Raw genomic sequence first — 22,720 nt, 5'->3', positions numbered from 1 at the left:
GCCGCCGCCGAAGGTGCCCTTCGTGGAGTCGCCGGCGAACAGCCACGCCGCGCCCTCGTCGTCGGACGCGGCCAGGATGCGGTCGGTGATCACCGAGGCCGGCAGCTCGATGACCTCCTTGACGCCCACGGCGACGGCGGAGGCGGGCGGCCGGGCGGCCCCCACGGCCTCGGCGGTCAGCAGCGAGTTCACGCCGTCGCACAGGATGACCACGTCGGCGGTGATCTCGTCCTCGCCGGCGCGCACGCCGACGACCTTGCCGGCGTCGTCCTTCACCAGGCCCTCCACGGCGATGCCGTAGATGAGCTCGGCGCCGACCTCCTCGGCCTTCTCGGCCAGCCACGAGTCGAAGGGGGCGCGCAGGACGGAGTAGGAGTCCTGGCCCTCCTTGAGCATCTCGTCGGAGGTGAAGTCGACGGTGAAGCTGGCGTCCTCGGACAAGAGCGAGATGCGCTCGCGCGTGATCTTGCGCTCGAGCGGGGCCTCCTGCTCGAAGTTCGGGAACACGGCCTTCAGCGCATGGGAGTACACGCGGCCGCCGGTCATGTTCTTGGCGCCGGCGAAGTTGCCGCGCTCTATCACGAGAACGCTCTTGCCGGCCTTCGCGAGCTCGTAGGCGGCAACCGGGCCAGCGCACCCGGCGCCTACGACGATGGCATCGAAGTCAGCCATACAACACGCTCCTTTCTATGTTGTTGGGCCGGGGCATCATGCCCCGGCCCTGCAGTGTCGTATCGGACGAGGCCTCGCAGGCTGAGTTTTGCGACGCCCCTCTGCCCTATGCTGATTACTGCGTATTTCCTCAATTCACAAATACGGCAGCACTTTATCGACGTCAGCCACAAGACCCAGGTCGCACTGTTTGAAAAACGGCGCATTCTTGTCCTTGTTGACAACCACAACGGTCTTTGCACCGTTCATGCCTACGGTATGCTGTACTTGCCCTGAGATGCCGAAGCCGATATAGACATCAGGCTTGATCGTCGTACCGGAAACCCCCAGATAGCGGCTACGGGCCATCCACTCGTTGACTTCCGTGATAGGACGCGTGCAAGTCATTTCCGCACCAAGCTTGCGGGCGAATGCCTCAATGGCAGCCAGATTTTCCTGGGTTCCAATACCGCGGCCGACGCAAACCACAATCTTGGCAGCGCCCAAATCCACCTGCTCCTCCTCCTTCTCGATAACATCGAGCAGTCGGAAGGGCCCGACCTCAATGGCATCATTGCACGCAACGACCTCGCCGGCAGGCAGCGTAACGGGCTCAAAAGCGCTCGGGCCCAGCAGCGCGATAACGCTGCCCGTGGCTTTCTCGATTCTCACAGCCGATCCGCCGTACACTAGATGGGTCAGCAACAGCGCATCATCATCCCAGGCAAGGGACGTCGCATCGTTCACGACGCCCGCATTCAAGCGCACTGCCAGCTTGCCAGCAATCTCCTGAACCGCTTTGGTGCTGCGACCCAGAATCACAGAGCCACCCTCTGATGTTATGGCATTCTCGAAAGCATCTGCCGCATCTGCAAAGAGCGCACCCTCGGTCAGCTCGCCAAAGTGCAGGACGCGGGCACCCATAGCGGCTATCTTTTGCGCATCGGCATCAGGGCCCGCATAGATCGCAACAGGCTTGCCGCCAAGAGCCACAGCACCGGCAATTAGCACTTCGAAATCACGAGGCTCTTCGGCAATAAGGATAATGGTATCTTTATTCATGAAAGCCTCCTATTCCATCTCGCGGATACGCGCAACGAAGCTCGTAATGGTATCGGTGTCATCGCCTTCAAGGATCTCGCACGCACGCTCTTTTTGCTCAGGAGCCAACGTGCTCACGATTTCCAAGCATCCGTCGAGATCGGTGATTCCCACCTCATCGGGAGTGAGCGTTTTCGAGGGTTTTTTACCGGCGCCCAGAATGTCCTTCATGGAGGGAATGCGGGGCTCGTTCATGTCCGCCACCACCGAAACCACGGCGGGAAGCGTTACCTCCAGCACTTGCACTTCGTTTCCCAGCGTTCGGCGGAGCCGCGCTCTATCCCCCTCAACTTCCAGGGAGCTGACGGCGTTTATCGCGGGCCAGCCCAAGCGCTCACCCAATTGAATGCCCACCTGCTGCTCATACAAGTCGGCTGAGCCCTCGCCGCAGAGCACTAGATTCACCTCATCCATCGTGCGAATAGCCGCCGCCAAAATCTTTGAGATAACATCGGCCTCGGCCGTTGCCAAGACAGGATCGCAGATGGCTACGTTCTCCGCCGGACCACGAGAGAGGATGCTCTTCTTGATTTTAGAGTCTTTCACCTCCGGCCCTCCGGCCGTAAGGCTCACTAGCTGTGTATCCGTGGAGGCGGCCAGCTGCGCGCCCGCCTCCACGGCATTCAGGTCATAGTCGCCGATTTTCAACGTAGCTCGCGAGAAGTTGAGCGTTCTGTCGGGATTGATGGCTATATCTTGCTCGTCTGGCACAATTTTATAGCACGCGACGATACTCATTCTTACCTCCTGAACAATTAGCCGCGGCCACTAAGACGGATAGCGCCGGCCATGCTGTACAGGTAATCGCGCTGGCCACCGCCGATAAGACCCATCTTGGCATCGCGCCAAAGGCGCTCAAGACCGGTGCCGCGAACCGTGCCAACACCGCCGCAAAGTTCGATATTGGTGCTCGCTACTCTCTCAGCCATTTCGAAGCAATAGGCCTTGATCAAGAAGGCGCGATCCATATTACGGGCACCCGCATCGTAGGCAAGCGCAGCTGGATATGCCATGCCGCGGATTGCATCTTCACGCGCCATATTCTCAGCAAAGCGCACGCGCATTACATCGTAGCGGAATGGGAAGGGAACGCCTGAGTTGTGCATACGGGTGCTGATGTAGCGCTGGGTAATGGCATTGGATTCTTCGGTAATGCCCAAAGCCACGCTGCCAGTGCCAATCATCTCGTTGAACACGCTCTGAATTCCCAAATCCACCGATTTGCCGATGGGACCCAATACATCGCTATTGGGAACGAACACGTCCTTGAAAACTACCTCGCCAGTGTTGCTTCCGCGCCAACCCACCTTATCCTCAGGAGGTGACACGAGCACGCCCTCTGAATCGAGGGGCACCAAGAAGTAGCTGAATTCGCCCGGCGTGTCAGTCCAGGCTTTTACGATATTGAGTTGAGCGGCGCCCACGTTCGTCGACCAGCTCTTGGTGGCGTTCAAGACCCAGCCGCCATCGGCTGGTACCGCACGGCCCGTATAGGCCTCCATGTTGCCGAGGCCGCAGGGCTCTACCGTGCAGTGAGAGGCGATGATCTCGCCCTTCACCATGCCGGGCAGCCAGCGCTCCTTTTGCTCCGGCGTACCAAGATCCACCAGAAGCGTTTCGCAAATACTGATGTCGGCAACGAACGTCATCGCGAAACCCGGGCTCACTCGCGCCATTTCCTCCACGATAATCATGTGGTCGGTAAGGGAAAGGTCGTTTCCGCCATATTCCTCGGGAACGTGAAGATCGCAAAAGCCGAGTTCACCAGCGCGCTTATAAAGCTCGGTAGCGAAATAGTCCTCCTTGTCGATTTTGTCAGCGAGGGGGCGAATGTAATTCTCAGCGAAATCGCGGGCACTTTGGGCAATAAGCTCGCGTTCCTCTGTCATGTAGTAGGCATCATGCATAGCGAGACTCCTATCTCTAAGACGCTTCAAGAAAAAGCTTGTTAAATTGTTGGACCTATGCGCTGGGCGCATCATTTGCTTGAAGCTCACCCTTGGCTTCATAGCGCGCTTGCAGCTTTTGCAAGGCCTTTGACGTGTTGGGGTTTATAACAAACACCACGGCAGCGATGGCGATGGCATAAATAGCGGCTACCGCATAAAGCACGGGCTCAAAGCCTTCGCCTACGCTATAGAACGCCATGGCGACAGGGGCTGAGAACATGTTTACAATGCCTATGGTCATGCCAGTCCATCCAATAAGTTGAGGGGACGCTTTAGGACCGAACAGGGGCGGAATAACGACGCCTGAGTACATTTGCGCATACTGACCGGCATTTTGCAAAAACATGCAGCAAATGCCAGCAAACCAACCGAAGAGAAACGTTGGAATAGTGAATGCCGTTACCAAGCCCATGGCTGAAAACACGAGAATCGAAAAGCGCTGACTCACCTTATCGCAAAGGATGCCAAAAACCGGCGAGAGGATTACACCAAGGAATGACGCGATTGACAGGCACGACGACGCCTCGACGTACTCCAAACCAAAAGACTGGTAAATCTGCACTGAGTAATTACCGATCATGGATACACCGAGCGTAACCAAAGCAGGTATGGAGATAATAATGATGGTTTGAGGCAGGCGAAGCGTTTGGGCTGCCGTCATATTGGGCACGAAGCGATCGCTTGGTGCGGCTTTCGCTTTCGAAGATTCTATTTTGACCTTCTCTTTCCCAATGGAAACAGGTTGCGCACCATAGGCGTTGGGCAGATTTGCGACAAGGAAAACAGAGCAGATAAGGCAGATGGCCGTAATGCCAATGGCCAACGTCCATAGTGTGGTAATGACACCATAGGTAAGATTGAATATGGCAACGGCCGGCGCGCCCACGATGGTGATTGCGCATTTGAAAATGTTACCGACACTTACCATGAGGCCACGGCCGCCGGCAAACCAGCTGCTCACGTAGATGTTGTAGGTAATAAAAGCGATGAATGCTAAGAGGACTCCGAAAACAAAGCCGACGATGTAAACAACCACTAGTGCATCGGCAATCGCCAGAACGCCAAAGCCAATGAGAGGTCCGAAAGAGCCGATAACGGCTGTTAGCTTTGTGCCGATTTTGGTGACGATTTTGCCGAGGAACAAACTTGCAACAACAGACCCTAAGCTATACGTTGTAAAAAACAGTGAGAACTCTTGCAGCGTCCAGCCTTTAATCTCGCACAGATCCGACTGAACCAGGACAACGCACATGTAGCACAGAACAGAGAACGCCAGGGCACCAGCTAAACCAAATGCGCCTACCAAAGCCTTACCTTTGTAGCTTTTCATTGGGAGTCCCTCGACTTATGCAGGACGCGGGGCCGTGTACCCACGAAACGCCGTAGTGCCGCCATCGACGACCAGTTCGGCACCGGTAATGAAAGGCGAATCAGCCAAGAAGATCGCAGCGTCGGCGCAATCCCAGCCGTTGCCGCGGCGCTCGCCCTTCAGCGGGACGCCACCGGCATGTATGGCCTCAACCTGCTCGCGCTCAAGGTGGAACATGTCCATGATGCCCTGAGTCGCCATAGGTGTGGCAACCGAGCCCAGGATAACGACATTAAAGCGAATGTTGTCGGGCGCGCCAATAACGGCGTAATTATTGGTGATCATATTGATGCCGCGCTTCGAGAGACCATAGGCCAGGGTCGCCGGATTTCCGGCGGTACCCGAAATCAAGCTGGAAATAGATGAGATAGCCACCATAGCGCCGCCCTGAATACCGTTCTCCTTGAAATAGGGAAGGATCTCGTGGGCGCAGAACTCGTAACCGCGCAGGTTGGTCTTCATGGTCCATACCCAATCCTCGTCGGTGATGTATTCTTCTCCCAACTTGATATTAGGATTCACGCCAACGTTGTAGACCACGAAATCGATACGACCATAGGTTTCCTTAGCGAAATCGTACAGCCTTTTGACATCCTCAAGCTTAGAGCAATCCATACCGATTGCCACCGCTTCGTTCCCCTCTTCCTTGATCATGTCAACGGTAGCTTGGGCACGCTCCTGGTGATAGGCGGCTACCACCACCTTTGCGCCGTGACGGGCAAAGTCGATGGCAGTCGCACGGCCGTTGCCAATTCCCAGCCCTTCGTATTTGGCTTCCGTCTGTCCGCCGCCGATAACGACGCAGACTTTCCCGGTGAGATCGTGCTGCATGGTATTCTCCTTACTTGATCGTGATTTCTAGCGCTTGTCGAGTACCCCGTCTCCATCTTTAGGTTCGTGGGCAATTGGCGGCGCCACTTCTGTCGTTCATAGTAGGAAGGGGGCTTTGCAAAGTCATCAGACTAGTATTTTGTTTTTCGGCTATTATTAGAACCAGGAGTTCAAGATCCCTGCCAAAGCCCGGAAAGTGGAGCCTTATGCAAATTCCCGTATCGCTTCTCAAATCGCTTCTTGAATCAAAGGGCTACATCGTAAAACTTTACGGAAACAGGGCATATCTTTTGGACGGTGTCGGCGTTTACGATGATGAGCGAGCCATTTCATCATGGCTGCAATTGGTAAAGCCCACCGCCGATACGAAGTTGAACGAAGCGCTGTGCTATGTGTTTCTTGGAGGATTGCCGGCTTCTATCCCACGAAACTACCTCATCGTCAAAGGTGTTGAACCATCCGACTACGACGCGGTGCTCAATGAAATCAACCGCATTTTCTACACCTTCAACATCTGGGATACTCATCTTATCGATGCGGTCGGCAAAGGTGCCGAGCTCAATGAATTATTAGAAATGAGCTTGGCGATTTTCGAGAATCCGCTCATGGTCTACAACAGCTCAATGCAACTCATCGGTGTCGCGGGCATAGACGAGACGGATATTTTCAATAACTACACCCTTATCGGTGATCGCTATTATCTCTCACCTTCCAGCCTTGAAGGTGCCAAGGATGTAGAAATGAAGGTCATCGCCAGTAATTCCCGCCATGCCTTTTTTGAATACATCCGCGAACCGCACCACCTGGAGTGCCCGGTTCTGTTAGGCGACAAGACAATCGCTATGCTCATAGTACCTATGAGCCTCAAGCCTCTTAGCCAGGAATACTCGATCTTTGCCGAGCGATTAGCCGTTTACATTTCGCAAGCACTGTCGAGGCGCTTCAACGCCGGAGTCGACATGAGCATGATACTTAAGCGACAAACCACCGAACGCGAGCTCATGCAGTACTATTGCGAAATGCTCGATTTCAATCCCCGTGGCACGTTCCAGGTTCTTTGCGTCAGCGATGATCAGGCGCAAGAAGCCGATCGCACCGATCTTCGATTTAACCGGTTCGACAGTGGTAAAGCGTTTCGGAAAAGCTTTACCACCATAATAGATGGGCTTTATGTCAAAGTGCTTTACGAGCCATCCATCGAGCCTCAATCGTCTGCAGCAAAAAGGGCACAGGGGTTTCTCAAGAAGCACCATCTGCGCGCAGGTATTTCATATCCCTTTAAGGGTTTCGAGCATATTGCCGATTATTACGACCAAGCTCTCTTCGCTCTCAATAGCACAGACGCCCCCTTGACGTTCTTTGAGGATCACCTTGGCGATTACATTTTGAAAATGTTTGAAGAGACCCACAGGAGCGAGAGCTTCATACACCCTGCCGTGGCTAAACTCTCCGACATTGACGCAGGCGGAATCCTCCAAGAAACCCTTCTCGCCTATTTGACCTGCAGCAAAAGCTATACGCAAGCAACCGAGAAGCTCAACATCCATAAAAGCACTTTGAAGTATCGTCTCGACAAGATAAAGGGCATCATTCCCGAAGAGTTATTGCAAAATGAAAAGAGTTCCCTCAACCTGCAGCTTTCATTGTTGATATCCCTCAAACAGGCGAGCACTCTGCCCGGGATGGCTTCGTCGTCCGGGACTAGATTGCCGCCGACGTAACCCCTTCCTCCTCTTTCACGAGGAAGCCTTTCGCATCATCCCAGGCGGAGCGCCCGAGCGCAGCGCTTTACTTCGCGGACGCTTTGGCCTGCGCCTGCACGCAGGTGATGGCGATCACGCCCACGATGTCGTCGGCGGTGCAGCCGCGGGAGAGGTCGTTCACCGGCGCGGCGATGCCCTGCGTGATGGGGCCGTACGCCTCGGCCTTCGCCAGGCGCTGCACGAGCTTGTAGCCGATGTTGCCCGCGTCGATGTCGGGGAACACGAGCACGTTGGCGCGCCCGGCGACGGGGGAGTCGGGCGCCTTCGAGGAGCCCACGGAGGGCACGATGGCGGCGTCGAGCTGCAGCTCCCCGTCAAGCGCCAGCTCGCCGTCCAGCTCGCGGGCGATCTCGACGGCGCGCACCACCTTGCTCGCGTCGTCGTTCTTCGCGGAGCCGTAGGTGGAGTGCGACAGCAGCGCCACCACGGGCTCGGTGCCGATGAGCGTCTTCCACGAGCGCGCGGAGTTCACGGCGATGTGCGCGAGGCGCTCGGAGTCGGGCTGCACCTCCAGCCCGCAGTCGGAGAAGATGAACGTGCCCTGCTGGCCCAGGTCGCAGTCAGGCACCACCATGACGAAGAACGAGCTCACGAGCTTGACGCCCGGCGCCGTCTTGAGGATCTGCAGGCAGGGGCGCAGCACGTCGCCCGTGGCGTGGCACGCGCCCGCCACCATGCCGCCCGCCAGGCCCTGCTTCACCATCATCACGCCGAAGTAGAGCTCGTCGCTGATGAGCTCGTCGGCCTGCTCGGGCGTCATGCCCTTGTGCTTGCGCAGCTCGCAGAGGCGCGCCGCCAGCTCAGCGCGCAGACCTGAGGTGCGCGGGTCGACGACGCGCGCACCGTCGAGCGCGCGTCCGCTCGCGGCGATGGCGGCCTCGTCGCCCAGGATGATGAGGTCTGCCACGCCGAGCTCGAGGATCTTCTCGGCGGCGGCCAGCGTGCGCTCGTCGTTGCCCTCGGGCAGGACGATGGTCTGCTTGTCAGCGCGGGCGCGCTCGAGCATGGTGTCAAGGAAAGTGCTCATGGAAGGGTCCTTTCTCAAAGCAAGTGACGTGAGCCCATCATACGCGCGCGCCGCGCTCGCGCGTCCTGCGCGCGCGCCGTGCGGCTGAATTATTCGGTTTGTATGGTGTTGACCTCGGAGAGGCGGCGCGAGGGTCGGAGTCGCCGCAGGCTATCGTACAATATCTCCGATAATGCTGCGGCGTTCGGGCCGTGGGGCGCGCAAGGCGAGCTGCGCGCGCTCCGCTCTCGGCGCCGTGCTTGCGGTTCGGCCCGGCGCAAGGCGCGCGGGCATGGCCCTCGTCAAACAGAAAGGAACGCTCGTGGGCGTGCAGTATACCGATTACAAGGACATTGACATCAATAGCTTTGACGCTGTCGTCGTGGGCAGCGGCTTCGCCGGCGCGGTGTGCGCGCGCGAGTTCGCCGAGCGGGGGGACATGCGCGTGCTCGTCATCGAGAAGCGCGCGCACATCGGCGGGAACATGTACGACGAGCTCGACGAGGCCGGCATCCTCGTGCACCGCTACGGGCCGCACATCTTCCACACCAACGACGGCCGCGTGTTCTCCTACCTGCGCCGCTTCGCGGGCTGGATCGGCTACCAGCACAACGTGCTCGCCGACTGGTACGGCACCTACCTGCCCGTGCCCTTCAACAAGAACTCCATGGAGATCGCGTTCGGCAAGGAGCGCGCCGCGCACCTCACCGAGAAGCTGATCGACGTGTTCGGCGACGGCCGCAAGGTCACCATCAACGAGCTGCGCGCCCAGGATGACCCCGAGCTGCGCGAGATCGCCGACTTCGTGTACAAGAACGTGTTCCTCTACTACACGCAGAAGCAGTGGGGCCTCACGCCCGAGGAGGTCGACCCGAGCGTGACCGCGCGCGTGCCCGTGTTCATCTCGCGCGACAACCGCTACTTCCAGGATCAGTACCAGGGCATGCCCGTGCGCGGCTACACCGACCTGTTCGAGCAGATGCTCGACTACGAGGGCATCGAGGTGTGCCTGGACACCGACGCCACGAGCGTGTTCGAGCTTGAGTTCGAGGACGACTCCGAGGACGCCCAGCTGTCCGCCATCAAGCTGCATGACGTGAGCTTCACCGGTCCCATCGTCTACACCGGCCCGCTCGACGAGCTCTTCCTCGCGCGCTTCGGGCGCCTGCCCTACCGCAGCCTCGACTTCGTCTACGAGACCTACGACGAGGAGTACAAGCTGCCCTGCGGCACGGTGAACTACACGGTGACCGAGGACTACACGCGCGTCACGGAGTTCAAGCACATGACCGGCCAGAAGGCGCCGAACACCACCATCATGAAGGAGTACTCGCGCGCCTACACTGACCCCGACGCGCAGATCCCCTACTACGCCATCATCAACGACGAGAACAACGCGCACTACGAGCGCTACCGCCGCCTCACCGAGTCGCTGCCGAACTTCCACCCGCTCGGGCGCCTCGCCGAGTACCGCTACTACAACATGGACAAGATCGTGGGGCTCGCGCTCGATCTCTCGCACGGCATCCTCGACGAGCGCGCGTCTGCGCAGGAAGCTGCGGAGGAGTAGGGCGCGGGCATGAAGACCATCACGTTTGCGGTTCCGTGCTACAACTCAGCCGAGTACATGGACAAGTGCATAGAGTCGCTTCTGGCCTGCGGTGATGACGTCGAGATCCTCATCGTCGACGACGGCTCCACCAAGGACGCCACGCCTGAGAAGGCTGACGAGTGGGCCCGCCGCCGCCCTGACGTCATCCGCGCCATCCACCAGGAGAACGGCGGGCACGGCGCGGCGGTGAACACCGGGCTCGCGCACGCCTCGGCGCGCTACTTCAAGGTGGTCGACTCCGACGACTGGCTCGACGCCGACGCCATGGGGCAGGTCATGCGCTACCTGCGCCGCCAGATGGAGCTCAAGGACCCCACCGACCTCGTGATCGCGAACTACGTGTACGAGAAGGTCTACGAGAACACGCGCACCGTCATGCGCTACAAGAACGTGTTCCCCGTCGAGCAGGAGTTCACCTGGGACGAGGTGGGCGCGTTCGGCCCGTCGCAGTACCTGCTCATGCACTCGGTGATCTACCGCACCGAGCTTCTGCGCGACATGGCGCTCGAGCTGCCGCGGCACTGCTTCTACGTGGACAACATCTTCGTGTACGAGCCGCTGCCGCACGTGCGGACCATGTACTACCTCGACGTGGACATGTACCGCTACTTCATCGGGCGCGAGGGGCAGTCGGTGAACGAGAGCGTGATGATGGGCCGCATCGACCAGCAGCTGCGCATCACGCGCATCATGATCGACGCGGTCGACGTGATGGCCATCGAGCAGAAGCGCCTGCGCCACTACCTGGAGAACTACCTCGCGATGATGATGTGCATCTGCTCGGTGTTCCTGCGCATGCGCAACACGCCCGAGGACGAGCGCAAGCGCGAGGAGATCTGGGCCTACCTGAAGGACGCCGACGTGGCGCTGTACCGCCGCATCCGCACGAACGTGCTCAACCTGAGCACGAACATCCCCACCGAGGTGGGGCGGCGCGCGGGTCTGGGCGGCTACCACATCGCGCAGAAGATCTTCAAGTTCAACTAGGCGAAACGAGGGGAAGGGAAGCGAGGACGCGTGGCGAAGGACGGCGAGGGCATGCGCGAGCCGGTGCTCGTCATCGACGCGGGCAACACCACCACGTGCTTCGGCGTGGCCTGTGGCGGCGCGCTCGTCTCCACCTGGGAGACCTCCACCGACCCGCGCGCGACCGCTGACGAGGCGCTCTGCGCGCTGCGCGCCTTCCTCGGCGCGCTCGGCGAGGGGCTTGCCCGCGTCGACGCGGCGGCGTGCGGCGGCGGGCTGGCGGCTGCGGCTGGGCAGGCGCCATCGTCCTCGTGTGCGCCTGCGTCCCCGTCCTCGTTTGCGCCTGCGTCCGGGCAGGCGCCCCTTCCCGCGCCCCTGCGCCCCCGCGACGGCATCGTGTCGTCGGTGGTGCCTCCGCTCACCGACGTGTGGGTCGAGGCGGCGTCGCGCCTCTGCGGCCGCGCCCCGCTCGTGGTGGGCCCGGGGCTCAAGACCGGCCTCAAGATGAGCTACAGCGACCCGGGCGAGGTGGGCGCCGACCGCGTGGCCGACATGGTGGCCGCCAAGGAGCTCTACGGCGCGCCCGCCGTGGTGGTCGACTTGGGGACCACGACCAACATCGAGGTGCTCGACGCCCGCAACGCGTTCGCGGGCGGCATCATCGCGCCGGGGCTGCGGCTTTCGGCCGAGGCGCTTGCCGGCGCGGCCGCGCGGCTGCCCATGGTGGAGGTGAAGGCGCCCGAGCGGGTGGTGGGGCGCTCCACGCGCGAGGCCATGCAGGCGGGCATCGTGATGGGCGAGGTCGCGCGCATCGACGGCCTGATCGACATGGTGTGGGCCGAGATGGGCTGCGAGCGCACCACGGTGGTGCTCTCGGGGCGCGACGCCTGCGCGCTCGGCGCGCTCATGCGCCACGACGTGGTGGTCGAGCCCGCGCTCACGCTCAAGGGGCTCGTCCTTCTGCATGCGGCGAACCGCCGCTAGGCGAAGGGGGAGGGGCCTCGGCTGCCTTAAAGGCGACGGGGCCTGCTCTCGCGGGCGGTCCCGCTGGGCAGCCTACTTGTAGTCAGCCGGGTTCTTCGAGCTCGAGCCGGTGGTGTTCCGCTCGTTGCGCAGCTCGCAGCCGAACCGCACGGCCGACTCCCCGAACTTGTCCTTGAGCGCGTCGGTGGCCGCCAGAAGGCCGCGCCGCTTCTCCTCGCTCGCGATCAGCGGGCTGCGCACGCCGTCGTCGAGGGGCGCCGCCTCGTCCACGTCGAAGAGCGCCTCCTGCACCACGCCCTCCTCCTCGAAGCCCGTCATGCTCACGCCGAGCAGGCGGATCCTCATGCCAGGCTGCCACAAGTCCTCCACGAGGCGCAGCGCGTAGGGCGTGAAGAACAGCTCGTCGTCGGTCTGCCGGGGTAGGCGCATCTGGGCGGAGCGTGTGGTGCGGTCGGCGTAGCGCACGCGGATGCCGAGCGTGCGCCCGGCGAGCTGCTTGCGGCGCAGGCGCCGGCCCACCTTCGCGGCGATGGTGGAGAGCGCCGAGGCGACCTCCTCGCTCTCGGTGAGGTCGCGCGCGAAGGTGACTTCGTTCGAGATCGACTTCACGGTGTCGTCGGCCTCGACGGGCGACACGTCGCCTCCTGCGGCGCGGGCGCGCATCATGTCTGCGTTCTTGCCGAACACGCGGCGCAGAAGCCCCTCGTCGGCGCGCGCCAGGTCGCCCAAGGTGCGCACCCCGTGGCTCACGAGCGCGTGCTCGGCCGCGGCGCCCACGCCGCTCATGGTGCGCACGGGCAGAGGGGCGAGGAACGTCGCCTCGCTGCCGGGGTACACCACGGTGAGGCCGCGCGGCTTGTCCATGTCGGAGGCCACCTTCGCCACCGACTTCGTGGTGCCCACGCCCACCGAGCACGTCACGCCGAGCGCAGCAACGCGCGCCTGGATGCGCCGCGCGACGCTCACGGGGTGCTCGTGGTTCACCTTCGTGGGGGTGACGTCCATGAACGCCTCGTCGATGGAGACCTGCTGCACGTGCGGCGTCTCGTCGCGCAGGATGCCCATGATGGCGTTCGACATCTCGCGGTAGCGGCTGAAGTGGCCGCGCGTCCAGATGGCGTCGGGGCACAGCTCGCGCGCGAGCGAGGCGGCCATCGCGCTGCGGACGCCGAAGGCGCGCGCCTCGTACGAGCAGGTGGACACCACGCCGTGCGCGTCGGCGTCGCCGCCCACGATGACGGGCTTGCCGCGCCAGCCCGGGTGGTCGAGCTGCTCGACCGAGGCGAAGAACGCGTCGAGGTCGACCAGCAGGATGGCCGGTCCCTCCCAGGGAAGAAGCAGGTTGTCGGTGGCGTCGCTCATAGGGCCAGTGTAGCGCATGCGCGCCCGCGTCGGCGCGCGCCAAGGCTCGCAATCGGGCGAGCGCCGGAAGCCCTGACCGCGCGAGCGCCTGCAAAGCCGTGCGTCATCCCGCGGCCATCGCCAGCTCAGGCACCTCGAGCGGCTCCACCTTCTCAATGTCCGCACCGTGCAGCTCCATGGAGTTCCACAGGTCCACCTTCTGCTGCATGTTCATCCAGAACTTTCCTTCAAGCAGATTTCGTCGCTCATGGCATCCTCCCGATTCAGCGGTGGTCGCAGTTCTCAACATCATAGACGCCGTCGACCTCGAAGCGAAAGCAGATGAAAAAAAGAACCGAGACGGTAGGGACCCAATTGTCGCCGTGCCTCGGTTCTAACGGGTTCATTATAGCAACTACTTAAGTACGTGAACAATCCTGTTCTTGTCAACGAGCGGGAGTAAGATTTTGTTAACAACCCCAGTTCATGGGCAGTATATTCCCGTTGATAAACGACATCGTAGTTGAGGGAGTTGCTGGAAATCTGCAAATCAGCGGCGATTTATATCGCCTAGCCAAGCCCGTCAATCGTACTCGGAGGGCTTCTCCATTTCATGTTCAAGGCATGTTTTGCCATCGTTGATGCTACGTGTGACCTCGTATTCCGTTAGCTCTGCGCTCTGCGTCAATGAGGATATACCCCATAAGAGTTATTTGAGAGTGGTAAGTTACTTGCGAATATTGCATGGCAGTAATCGCCTGCGGTTTGCGGGTGATGCTAATAGAGTGTCCAAGAAAACGCCCGCACTTCCAATTTCAAACCGTTTTAATGAATTGTTGCGACGGGGGCGGCCTAGGGGAAACCCTGGGGTTTGCCCCATGAGTTGTATCGTTCCCGCCTGCAGGTACCTCTGAAACAATGGGCGTGCCAAACAGCTTCCAAGGAAAGGGGAACTCATGGCTGAGGGTCACAAAAGAACGGAAAGGGCAGACAATCCGTCGCCGAGGGCGTGGTGTGCTTTTGCGGGCTGCTGCCTGCTTTGCGCAGCAGCTTTCGGTTTGCCGCTGCTCTGCTTTGGGGTTTTCGTCTCTCCGCTCGTGGCTAATTTCGGAAGCAGTGTGACCGATGTGAACCTCTACTACACATTTATGACGGGGAGCGCCGTGCTTTCGTGTGCTTTGGGGGAGAGGATCCTCTCTCGTTTTATGCGAGCCACTGTGCTTGCGGGATCGGTGCTGATGGGGGCGGCTTACGGGCTGCTTGCCATGATGCCGGCAATTCCGATGGTCTGGCTGGCGGGCTTAGTGGCTGGGTTGTGCTATCCCCTTTGCTCAAGTGTGCTTGCGCCCATTCTCATAAACCAATGGTTTTCGTTGCGACAAGGATTTCTTACGGGTATTGCCTTTGCCGTGGTGGGCGTAGCGGGCATGGTGGTAAGCCCTCTTCTGGCGCAGGCGATTGCGCTGTTCGGTTGGCAATGGGCTCTAAGCGCAATGGGGGTGGCCATTGCGCTGTGCGGTATAGTGGCTGCTTGCTGGCTGGTTCGGCCAAACCAAAGTAATGGCGCCGAGGTGGCCTGCAAGGACGGAAGGACAACTGGCTCCCGTGCCAAGGGAGCTGCCGATTCCGTAAAGCTTACAACGTTCCGTTCTTTCACGCCCGTAGCGATTGCCTGCGTGCTTTGCGGTTTTGTAGGCATAATGAACACTCAGATAAATGCCGTCGCGCAGCAATCGGGGTTCGACGCAATGACGGCAGCTACTGTTTTGTCGTGTATGTCGGGTGGGCTTCTGGCAGGAAAAATCGGGCTCGGTTTGCTGAAGGATGCGAAAAATGGAGTAGTTGCCATTGCGTCAGGGGCGGCGCTGGGGATTGTCGGTTTTGCCCTTATGATAGCGGGCTTGATGCAGGGTGCCGCCACCGTGCTCTTTATGGGAGCGGCTCTAGCGGGATTTGCCACGTGCCTGGGTACCGTGGCTCCGGCGCTGCTTATGGGGGAGGCGTTTCCGCCTGCCTGCTACGGGAAGGCGGTGGCTGTGGGCACAAGCTTCATTAACGGGGGAATGGCGTTGTCTGCTCCGCTTTATAGCTTGACGTTTGACGGGGCTGGCACCTATGTGCCCGTTGTGGCTGCTTGCATTGCGGCGGCAGCAGCTATTGCGCTGCTGTGCCGTGCGGCCGCTCGTTCCCGCGCGTAGTTTCGCAGACATCTTGGAGCGGCGTTCTAATCGAGCGTCCTAGCTGCTGAGCCTCGTTGGCGTTCCTACTCTTCGGCGCCGACGGCTTCGGCTATGACAAACGCCATGGCAAGATCGCCCTCGTTGGTCAACGACACATGAAGGTTCGTTATGGCTGCATCCTCAAGAAGAGCCAGCGTCTTGTCGTTGCGAGCTATGGTGGGACTGCCGTCCTCGTTTCGCAGTAGCTCAATAAGCCTGAAGTCAAAAGTTCGTTCAGGCAAGAGCGGGGCAATTGCCTTGAATGCGGCTTCTTTGGCGGCAAAGCATCCAGCAAGCTTTTGCGACCTCTGACCTCCCTCGGATTGGGAGAGCTCCCTTTCGGTGAAAGTGTAGCCCGCAAAGTTATCGGGGCCTTCGAGAAGGCGTTCAAACTCGGATATGGTGACGGCGTCAATGCCTATTCCGCGAATCACTGAGACTCCCTGGGCGCTTTGGTGGGTTAGGCATAGCTTACCATCAAATTATATATTGCAAGCCCTGTTTAGAAACTAGGTCGAGAGCCTGCGAAGGTTTTAATGATGCTCAAACTCATCCGGTACCTCCTGGTTTTCCGTCTCTAGGGTTTTACCTGGGGTGGGTGCCCGCATAAGACCCGTTCTGCAAAAGGAGCCTTTCTCGCATACTGCTTTCGGCGTTGGGACACCATGATGAAAGGAGTACGACAATGGCTTACGACTACATGCGCGTTGATGATCGCCGAGACCCGAGGTGGGGCCTTCCTGGGGATGTCCGCGACAACTGGAACAATCCTTCTCTCCCTTCCCTCTTCGCCGATGTTATGACCCCGGGTCTTACCGAGGAAGAGGTTGAGATGGGTCGCGCCATGTTCGAGGGTGCATTCGAGTCGATGACGGCTGGCATGGAGATGCCGCCCGAGCTCGAGGCTGCTGGTGAGTGGGCTGAGTATTGGGCACCTGGTTGCGTCGAGGAGCCAGACGCTCCCGAGCTGCGTCTTCTCGTGCGTCTACCCAAGGGAGGCGATGGCAGCAAGCGTCCGTGCATTATGTATTTCTATGCCACTGGCATTGGTGGCAAGCCGGAATATTTCGGAATGGACATGGCGCAGTACAGCGCGGACCTTGGTGCTGTTGTCATCGCTCCCCAGTATCGACCGCATCCCAATACCAAGCAGCCAGGCCAGCTTAACGATTTGCACGCCGCCTATCAGTGGGCCGTTGACCACGCCGACGAGCTTAACATCGATCCCGACTGCATCGTGCTCTCGGGCTACAGCATCGGCGGAATGATGGCGCTTGGCCTAGCGTTCCGTCTGCAGCGCTATGGAATAACCCCGCGCGGCCTTTCTGTAATCGCCCCTCCGACCGATGACACGGCGAGCGGTCCCTCCAGCCGCATCAGCTATGCCAGCGAGAACCTCGGCTGCGAGGAGCGCGAGATCACGTGGCACAGCTTCTTTGGCTCCGCGAACGTTGCCATGCCCGCCCTCTCGCCCGAAATCGTCCCGGGCCACTGCACTGTTGCCGATCTTAAGGGCTTTCCGCCTGTTTATATGCACACCTTCGAGAGCGATCCTAACCGCGATGAGGACGTAGAGTTTTGCAACAAGCTCTATGAGGCCAAAGTGTTTTGCGGCTTGAAGGTCTGGCCTGGCACCAATCACGTCACTATGTACACCGGTCCTATGTTCCCTCTCAAGGAGCGCTTCTTCGGTGAGATTATCGAAGATCTTCGCACTCTTATCACCAAGGACTGCCGCCGTCCTTGGGCTGTGTAGGCTTTTCGTTACGACCAAACCAACAGATAGGAGCAATCATGGCATACACCAAGGAAGAGATTACCGAGATTCTGCTCGACGCCGTCGGCAAGGCGATCAAGCGAGACCCCGCAACGCTCACCCCCGACCTCAAATGGGACGACGACCTCCACTTCAAGAGCGTCAATGGCATGAAAGTCTGCGGCCTGCTCAACTACAAGCTCAAGATTACGGTTCCGCTTACCATGCTCATTGAGTGCGATACGCTCCAGGATGCCGTGGATAAGCTGTCCGAGATGGTTCAGTAGGGGCATCCTTCGCAGGACGGATAGCAGGACCCTGCGTCGTATGCAAGCGCGGGGTCCGTTCTTTAAACTAGAGATTTGAGAGGAGCAACAATGGCAGACCTAAGGTCCATCTTCATCGAACGCGCTCAGGCTACATGCCCGACCATTATCTTTCCCGAGGCCGATAGCGAGACGGTCGCTCTCGCTGGCGCCAAGGCCGCCGAGCTTGGCGTGTGCAAGAGCGTCTTGATGGGCGATGCCGATACCATCAGGGGCTTTGTTGGTGATGTCGACGTCACAATTATTGATATCGATGCCGATACAGCCTTAGTCGAAGAGCTCGCCGCCATCTACGCCGAGCGTGAGGATTTTCCTCTGGAAGTCGCCATCGATATGATGTCCAGCAAGATTAACTTTGCGTGTATGTATGTGGCTGCCGGTAAGGCCGACGGCATTGTTTGCGGTTATACGTGTCCCACGGCTGAAGCGGTTTCGGCTGGGCAGGAGTTCATCGGTTTGGCAGAGGGTGCCGCGATGCCCAACGCCTACGTCATCGTAGAACCCGACAACTTTGACGGTGGTGAGGACGGCATGCTCGTGTTTGCCGATCCGGTCATGGTCGTTCAGCCCAACAGCGAGGAGCTTGCGTGCATTGCCACCAACACGGCTGCATCTGTTGAGAAGTTGCTCGGCTGGGAGCCCCGCATTGCCTTCCTGTCCTATTCCACTAAGGGCTCGGGCGGCTCCGCAGATGCCGAAAAAGTTCGTAAAGCCGTCGAAATCGCTCGCGAGAAGCGTCCTGATCTGCTCATGGACGGCGAGTTGCAGCTTGACAGCGCCATCGTCCCAGGGGTCTCTGAAAAAAAGATCAAGGGCGAGAACGTCCTCAAGGGCACAGCGAACATTCTCGTCTTCCCGGATTGCGACGCCGGCAACATCACCGTCAAGTCCGTCTCGATGTTCGCCAATGGCGGCGGCACCTTCGCCGTCATGTGCGGCTTCGCCAAGCCTATGGGCGAGATTTCGCGTCGATCCGACGTTGACGGCATGGTCTTCTCGACCGCCGTCACCGCGGCCCAGTGTTAGGAGAAAAGCATGGCTGATAAAATCTTCCGCATTCTTGCGATCAACCCGGGGTCCACAAGCACTAAGGCGAGCATCTTCGAAAACGATACCGAGGTCTGGAAGGCGAACATCGTTCATTCTCCGGAAGACCTCGAAGCTGCGGGCGGCATCTGCGATCAGGGCCCGTTTCGTCGCGACGCTCTTCTCGCTGCTGCTCGCGAGGCTGGGCAGGACGTCGGCTCCATCGACGCCGTCGTCGGTGTTGGCGGCGTGGGTCTGGCCGCCGTGCCCTATGGAACTTATGTCATAAACGACACAATGGTAGAAGACGCTCGCGTGGGTAAGTACGGCGTGCACCCGAACAACTCTGCCGTCATTATTGCTCGCGAGATCGCAGATGCCTGCGGCGCCCATGCCTTTGCCGCTGGCATGGGCTCAAGCGAGGAGTTCCAGGACGTTGCCCATGTCGGCGGTTTCAAGGAGACGCCACGCCGCTGCTGTGTGCACATGCTCAACACCAAGGAACAGGCAATTCGCCACGCAACCGAGCTTGGACGCGACTACAAGGACCTCAATCTTGTTGTTGCCCATGTCGGCGGCGGCATCACGGTAGCCGCACATCAGAAGGGCCGAGTCATTGAAGCCACCGACGGCATCGAGCAGGACGGTCCGTTCACGCCTAACCGCCCGGGGCGCGTTGGCCTCATCAGCTTCGTGAAGGCCTTCGTCGGTGCTGAGGGAGCCACGGCGGAATCCATCAAGAAAAAGATTGCGACGCAAGGCGGTCTTGTGAGCCATCTCGGCACCGATGATGCTCTCGAGGTCAAGAGAATGATCGAAGCCGGCGACGAATATGCCGCACTCGTTTACGAGGCTCTTTTCTACAATGTCGCCAACTGGATCGGCTACATGGCAACCGCTCTCAAAGGTGATGTGGACGGAATCATTCTCACCGGAGGTCTCATGAACGATGAGTATGGTTCTAGCTACATCAAGGAGCGTGTCGAATGGATTGCTCCCGTCGACGTAAGGCCGGGTGAGCTTGAGGGTGAGGCGCTCGCCAGCGCAGCCCTTCGTGTCCTTCGCGGCGAGGAAGAGCTCTGCGAGTATACCGGCATTCCTGTGTGGAACGGGTTTGATCACCTCAAGCGCGGGTAGCGCGATCGCTTTCGAACATAGCAGATGATAGCGGGCAGACGGCTTTGAGGGCTGTCTGCCCGCAAGTGTAAAATATGTTTATATTGATTGAGCAGCTGGCCAAGAATGTACGAGGAGGGTTCGTGGACGCAAATAGGAGTCATGGCGAGAGTCTAGAGTCGCTGTTCCTTGACGTGCTTGAGTCAACAGGGAGCAAGGTGTGCGTTCTTTACCGCAAGAACGCGATGGGGGGATACGCGCCTGTCTTCTGGCTTCCCCATGAGCAGGAGCCTGCCCATGTCGCCTCAGCGTCCGACCTAGCATCTCTCCTTAGGACAATGCGCGAGCAGTTCTCGGAGATGGATTTGACTGCGATCAAGGACAGACATGTTCGTTGCAGTATGGAGTCCTATGGCATCACCACCATCGCCTGCGTACCTCTTAAAGGAGATCAGCTCAAGGATCGATACTTTCTCTCTCCGGGAAAATGTTGCCATTACCTGCCATCCGAACGTGAAAACCTCATTTGCTGCGCGGAGAGGCTTTCATCCTCTCTTGAGCAGGCAACCTTAAGTGCAAGGATTCGCAGTGCCGCCCTCGCAGGCGATGATTCACTCGATGCATATGCGACACTACCGTTCAAAGATAAAAGTCAGAGATATTCACTTCTTTCGCTTGCGGTCAAAGGAGGCTCCTTCCAAGAGCTTGCTGACAGCGCGAGAGAGGTTCTCGATATTCCTGGTTGTCGCGTCACCATTGAGGATTCAAACGGCCTGCTCCTTGCGGAGGATCCAGATGATGTCGATAGGACGTCTGCGAGCCATTGGCTCTCGGGCTTCCCCCGTCTTTCCTATCTCGACTTGATGGAGGATTATCGCCGTGCCGTTTACGCTCCCTTTTCATATAGCACATTTAACAGCGGAATGCTGGTGATGCCGCTTTTCGGGCGGAAGAATCTCTATGGTCTCGTCTCAGTCTATCCCGTTTCTCGTGATGATGTCCTTGTGCATAATGGCGTTCTCGATGAGCTGTGCTTTGCTGCACTTTATCTCATGCACCGCAGAGAGGCATCTCGCAGCCACATTCTTCGACGCTCGCTGGATAGCGTCGAGAATGAACGGGCGAGAATAGCGGTCGAACTTCATAACGAGACAAGCCAAAACCTCGTGGCTCTCAAGGTCAGGCTTGCAACCGCCCGACGCGTGCTCGCCAAGGGCTTAACCGAGGACGCCCTTGGCATCCTCGAGGACTGCTCCCGCATCTCCGATGAGATCCTTAGTGGGGTGAACCGTCTTGCCACTGACCTTCGTCCGAGTGAACTTGCATATCTTGGTTTGCGTCAGGCAATCGAGGCAGCGGCGGAGGCTCGGCTGTCCCGTAAGTCCATCAGCTTTTCCGTTATCGGCAATGCGACCGACGTGCATTTCAGCGCCCTGCAGGAGAGCATGCTGCTCTCTGGCGTGATTGAGGCGCTTTCCAACTGTGCGCAGCATTCCCATGCGTCGCACGTTGAGGTGGAGATGCACGATGACGGAAGCTGGTTTACTGTCTCCGTACGTGACGACGGGCAAGGGTTTGACACGGGCTTGAGCGAGGGAACGGGCTATGGCCTCAAGTCCATGAGCGACTGTGCGAGCGCCATAGGCGGTTACTTCTGGATCGGATCGACTTCTGGCGTTGGCACGAACGTGCGGTTTAGTGTGCCAACGATGTACCTCGAGGAGGACGATGGTGAGTGATGTCATGCGCATCATACTCGTGGATGACCATGCACTACTGAGGTCTGGCCTGGCCGCAATGCTGGAGTACGAAGAGGATGTCAAGGTCGTGGGGGAGGCAGCGGACGGACTCGAGGCAGTGGCGCTCTACGATCGCTTGCTCCCAGATGTCGTTGTCATGGATGTCACGATGCCGAAGATGGGGGGTATCGAGGCTTCGCGCGCTATTCTCGAGCGTCATCCGGATGCGTGCATTCTTATCATGACGCAGCATGAGGAGCAGAAGTTCATCGAGGCCATTCTCGCCGTCGATATCTCCGGCTGCATAGGAAAAAAGGCTGCAGGTGACGAATTCCTCACGGCGCTCAGGGCCGTACATAATGGGGAGTTCTATCTTCACCCCGCCATGGCGCGACTTGTCGCGAGCGCGCACCGCAAGCGACTCGTCGATCCAATCGATACGCTCACGCCAAGAGAGAGCGAAGTGCTGGCTTGCATTGTGCGCGGCGATACGAATCAGCAGATCGCATGCGATCTCCGACTGAGCGTGAAGACCGTTGAATGGCATCGATCGAATCTTATGACAAAGCTCGACACGCACAGCGTTGCCGAGCTTGTGCGCTATGCCATGGAGAAGGGAATCGGTGGCTCTGGAGAGCAGATAGACAGAATTTAGACTCTTTGGCAGAAGGCATGTTCAGGGTGCTCTTGTCAACGTAGTCAACGACAATCTGCTGCCTTTATCAAGTCAACGAGCAGAGTGAAGACGTCGAGCATCTTGCCCTTAAAGAAGACCTTCTGGTTAGGAAGCAAATGGTATTTTCGATGTAGCCAAAGATCTTGGAAAAGCACTTGTCGGTGCTCTGCTGGTATGTCAATTGCCTCACGGCGTAACGTTTTTGGGGAAACATAGCGACTCTGGCGACGAGGGCAGCCGCCAGGCTGGCTGACGAGCCAGAGAGTTCTGCTCGAGGCGTGCGTCGATC

Annotated in this window: 20 protein-coding genes; 11 read left to right on the top strand and 9 right to left on the bottom strand. The window is 59.1% G+C overall.

Features of this window, described 5'->3' with window-relative positions:
- The 6 genes from HRL41_RS02550 to HRL41_RS02525 all read right to left on the bottom strand — a co-directional run.
- A partial coding sequence (locus tag HRL41_RS02550) for an FAD-dependent oxidoreductase (protein ID WP_172135401.1) occupies window positions 1-672 on the bottom strand: 672 nt, incomplete at its 3' end.
- Between the two features lie 135 nt (window positions 673-807).
- Window positions 808-1,713, bottom strand: a complete 906-nt coding sequence (locus tag HRL41_RS02545; protein WP_172135400.1) for an electron transfer flavoprotein subunit alpha/FixB family protein — start codon at window positions 1,711-1,713, stop codon at window positions 808-810.
- Between the two features lie 9 nt (window positions 1,714-1,722).
- Window positions 1,723-2,490 (bottom strand): putative electron transfer flavoprotein FixA, encoded by a 768-nt coding sequence (gene fixA, locus HRL41_RS02540; protein WP_172135399.1) that lies wholly within the window; start codon window positions 2,488-2,490, stop codon window positions 1,723-1,725.
- Window positions 2,491-2,507: 17 nt separating this feature from the next.
- Window positions 2,508-3,659: an acyl-CoA dehydrogenase family protein gene (locus tag HRL41_RS02535; RefSeq protein WP_172135398.1), complete on the bottom strand. Its 1,152-nt coding sequence runs from the start codon at window positions 3,657-3,659 to the stop codon at window positions 2,508-2,510.
- A gap of 55 nt (window positions 3,660-3,714) precedes the next feature.
- The gene (locus HRL41_RS02530) at window positions 3,715-5,031 is read right to left on the bottom strand and encodes an MFS transporter (RefSeq protein WP_172135397.1); all 1,317 of its coding nucleotides are present in this window, start codon (window positions 5,029-5,031) and stop codon (window positions 3,715-3,717) included.
- A 15-nt stretch (window positions 5,032-5,046) separates the two neighbouring features.
- A complete protein-coding gene (locus tag HRL41_RS02525) occupies window positions 5,047-5,901 on the bottom strand; it encodes an SDR family NAD(P)-dependent oxidoreductase (protein WP_172135396.1) in 855 nt (284 codons plus the stop codon).
- 206 nt (window positions 5,902-6,107) lie between these two features.
- On the opposite strand from HRL41_RS02525, the gene HRL41_RS02520 reads away from it, so the two are divergent.
- Window positions 6,108-7,622, top strand: a complete 1,515-nt coding sequence (locus HRL41_RS02520; RefSeq protein ID WP_172135395.1) for a CdaR family transcriptional regulator — start codon at window positions 6,108-6,110, stop codon at window positions 7,620-7,622.
- A 67-nt stretch (window positions 7,623-7,689) separates the two neighbouring features.
- On the opposite strand, the gene pta is transcribed toward HRL41_RS02520, so the two are convergent.
- Complete coding sequence (pta, locus tag HRL41_RS02515) at window positions 7,690-8,691, bottom strand: phosphate acetyltransferase (RefSeq protein WP_172135394.1); 1,002 nt, start codon at window positions 8,689-8,691, stop codon at window positions 7,690-7,692.
- Window positions 8,692-8,962: 271 nt separating this feature from the next.
- On the opposite strand from pta, the gene glf reads away from it, so the two are divergent.
- From glf to HRL41_RS02500, 3 genes are read left to right on the top strand one after another with little or no spacing between them, the layout of a single operon-like run.
- Window positions 8,963-10,240, top strand: coding sequence for a UDP-galactopyranose mutase (gene glf, locus HRL41_RS02510; protein WP_216662471.1), 1,278 nt, complete (start codon window positions 8,963-8,965; stop codon window positions 10,238-10,240).
- 9 nt (window positions 10,241-10,249) lie between these two features.
- Window positions 10,250-11,269, top strand: coding sequence for a glycosyltransferase (locus HRL41_RS02505; RefSeq protein ID WP_172135393.1), 1,020 nt, complete (start codon window positions 10,250-10,252; stop codon window positions 11,267-11,269).
- Between the two features lie 30 nt (window positions 11,270-11,299).
- The gene (locus HRL41_RS02500) at window positions 11,300-12,232 is read left to right on the top strand and encodes a type III pantothenate kinase (RefSeq protein WP_371808784.1); all 933 of its coding nucleotides are present in this window, start codon (window positions 11,300-11,302) and stop codon (window positions 12,230-12,232) included.
- A 72-nt stretch (window positions 12,233-12,304) separates the two neighbouring features.
- Here the strand turns inward: HRL41_RS02500 and dinB are convergent, their stop codons facing one another.
- A complete protein-coding gene (gene dinB, locus HRL41_RS02495; protein ID WP_253904654.1) occupies window positions 12,305-13,612 on the bottom strand; it encodes a DNA polymerase IV in 1,308 nt (435 codons plus the stop codon).
- 917 nt (window positions 13,613-14,529) lie between these two features.
- On the opposite strand from dinB, the gene HRL41_RS02490 reads away from it, so the two are divergent.
- Window positions 14,530-15,771 (top strand): MFS transporter, encoded by a 1,242-nt coding sequence (locus HRL41_RS02490; protein WP_172135392.1) that lies wholly within the window; start codon window positions 14,530-14,532, stop codon window positions 15,769-15,771.
- A gap of 65 nt (window positions 15,772-15,836) precedes the next feature.
- Here the strand turns inward: HRL41_RS02490 and HRL41_RS02485 are convergent, their stop codons facing one another.
- Window positions 15,837-16,226 (bottom strand): 4'-phosphopantetheinyl transferase superfamily protein, encoded by a 390-nt coding sequence (locus tag HRL41_RS02485; RefSeq protein ID WP_172135391.1) that lies wholly within the window; start codon window positions 16,224-16,226, stop codon window positions 15,837-15,839.
- A 251-nt stretch (window positions 16,227-16,477) separates the two neighbouring features.
- Here HRL41_RS02485 and HRL41_RS02480 point away from each other — a divergent pair, with 251 nt between their 5' ends.
- From HRL41_RS02480 to HRL41_RS02455, 6 genes are all read left to right on the top strand, one after another.
- Complete coding sequence (locus tag HRL41_RS02480) at window positions 16,478-17,548, top strand: alpha/beta hydrolase (RefSeq protein WP_172135390.1); 1,071 nt, start codon at window positions 16,478-16,480, stop codon at window positions 17,546-17,548.
- Window positions 17,549-17,586: 38 nt separating this feature from the next.
- A complete protein-coding gene (locus HRL41_RS02475; protein ID WP_172135389.1) occupies window positions 17,587-17,835 on the top strand; it encodes an acyl carrier protein in 249 nt (82 codons plus the stop codon).
- 90 nt (window positions 17,836-17,925) lie between these two features.
- Complete coding sequence (locus HRL41_RS02470) at window positions 17,926-18,900, top strand: phosphate acyltransferase (RefSeq protein WP_172135388.1); 975 nt, start codon at window positions 17,926-17,928, stop codon at window positions 18,898-18,900.
- A 9-nt stretch (window positions 18,901-18,909) separates the two neighbouring features.
- Window positions 18,910-20,037, top strand: a complete 1,128-nt coding sequence (gene buk, locus HRL41_RS02465; protein ID WP_172135387.1) for a butyrate kinase — start codon at window positions 18,910-18,912, stop codon at window positions 20,035-20,037.
- Window positions 20,038-20,159: 122 nt separating this feature from the next.
- Window positions 20,160-21,755: a sensor histidine kinase gene (locus tag HRL41_RS12400; protein WP_172135386.1), complete on the top strand. Its 1,596-nt coding sequence runs from the start codon at window positions 20,160-20,162 to the stop codon at window positions 21,753-21,755.
- Window positions 21,745-22,410: a response regulator transcription factor gene (locus HRL41_RS02455; RefSeq protein ID WP_172135385.1), complete on the top strand. Its 666-nt coding sequence runs from the start codon at window positions 21,745-21,747 to the stop codon at window positions 22,408-22,410. Before HRL41_RS12400 ends, HRL41_RS02455 begins: the two co-directional genes overlap by 11 nt.
- The last annotated feature ends 310 nt before the right edge of the window (window positions 22,411-22,720 follow it).

It is taken from the genome of Adlercreutzia sp. ZJ473 (assembly GCF_013185065.1).
In the GTDB taxonomy this organism is placed as follows: Bacteria; Actinomycetota; Coriobacteriia; order Coriobacteriales; family Eggerthellaceae; genus CAAEEV01.
This window is presented reverse-complemented; position numbering and strand designations above follow the sequence as displayed.

What these genes read in the sequence shown, in the direction of transcription:
- HRL41_RS02545 (WP_172135400.1), bottom strand. Translation starts at nt 1,713, where the DNA reads ATGAATAAAGATACCATTATCCTTATTGCCGAAGAGCCTCGTGATTTC.
- fixA (WP_172135399.1), bottom strand. Translation starts at nt 2,490, where the DNA reads ATGAGTATCGTCGCGTGCTATAAAATTGTGCCAGACGAGCAAGATATA.
- HRL41_RS02535 (WP_172135398.1), bottom strand. Translation starts at nt 3,659, where the DNA reads ATGCATGATGCCTACTACATGACAGAGGAACGCGAGCTTATTGCCCAA.
- HRL41_RS02530 (WP_172135397.1), bottom strand. Translation starts at nt 5,031, where the DNA reads ATGAAAAGCTACAAAGGTAAGGCTTTGGTAGGCGCATTTGGTTTAGCT.
- HRL41_RS02525 (WP_172135396.1), bottom strand. Translation starts at nt 5,901, where the DNA reads ATGCAGCACGATCTCACCGGGAAAGTCTGCGTCGTTATCGGCGGCGGA.
- HRL41_RS02520 (WP_172135395.1), top strand. Translation starts at nt 6,108, where the DNA reads ATGCAAATTCCCGTATCGCTTCTCAAATCGCTTCTTGAATCAAAGGGC.
- pta (WP_172135394.1), bottom strand. Translation starts at nt 8,691, where the DNA reads ATGAGCACTTTCCTTGACACCATGCTCGAGCGCGCCCGCGCTGACAAG.
- glf (WP_216662471.1), top strand. Translation starts at nt 8,963, where the DNA reads ATGGCCCTCGTCAAACAGAAAGGAACGCTCGTGGGCGTGCAGTATACC.
- HRL41_RS02505 (WP_172135393.1), top strand. Translation starts at nt 10,250, where the DNA reads ATGAAGACCATCACGTTTGCGGTTCCGTGCTACAACTCAGCCGAGTAC.
- dinB (WP_253904654.1), bottom strand. Translation starts at nt 13,612, where the DNA reads ATGCGCTACACTGGCCCTATGAGCGACGCCACCGACAACCTGCTTCTT.
- HRL41_RS02490 (WP_172135392.1), top strand. Translation starts at nt 14,530, where the DNA reads ATGGCTGAGGGTCACAAAAGAACGGAAAGGGCAGACAATCCGTCGCCG.
- HRL41_RS02480 (WP_172135390.1), top strand. Translation starts at nt 16,478, where the DNA reads ATGGCTTACGACTACATGCGCGTTGATGATCGCCGAGACCCGAGGTGG.
- HRL41_RS02475 (WP_172135389.1), top strand. Translation starts at nt 17,587, where the DNA reads ATGGCATACACCAAGGAAGAGATTACCGAGATTCTGCTCGACGCCGTC.
- HRL41_RS02470 (WP_172135388.1), top strand. Translation starts at nt 17,926, where the DNA reads ATGGCAGACCTAAGGTCCATCTTCATCGAACGCGCTCAGGCTACATGC.
- buk (WP_172135387.1), top strand. Translation starts at nt 18,910, where the DNA reads ATGGCTGATAAAATCTTCCGCATTCTTGCGATCAACCCGGGGTCCACA.
- HRL41_RS02455 (WP_172135385.1), top strand. Translation starts at nt 21,745, where the DNA reads ATGGTGAGTGATGTCATGCGCATCATACTCGTGGATGACCATGCACTA.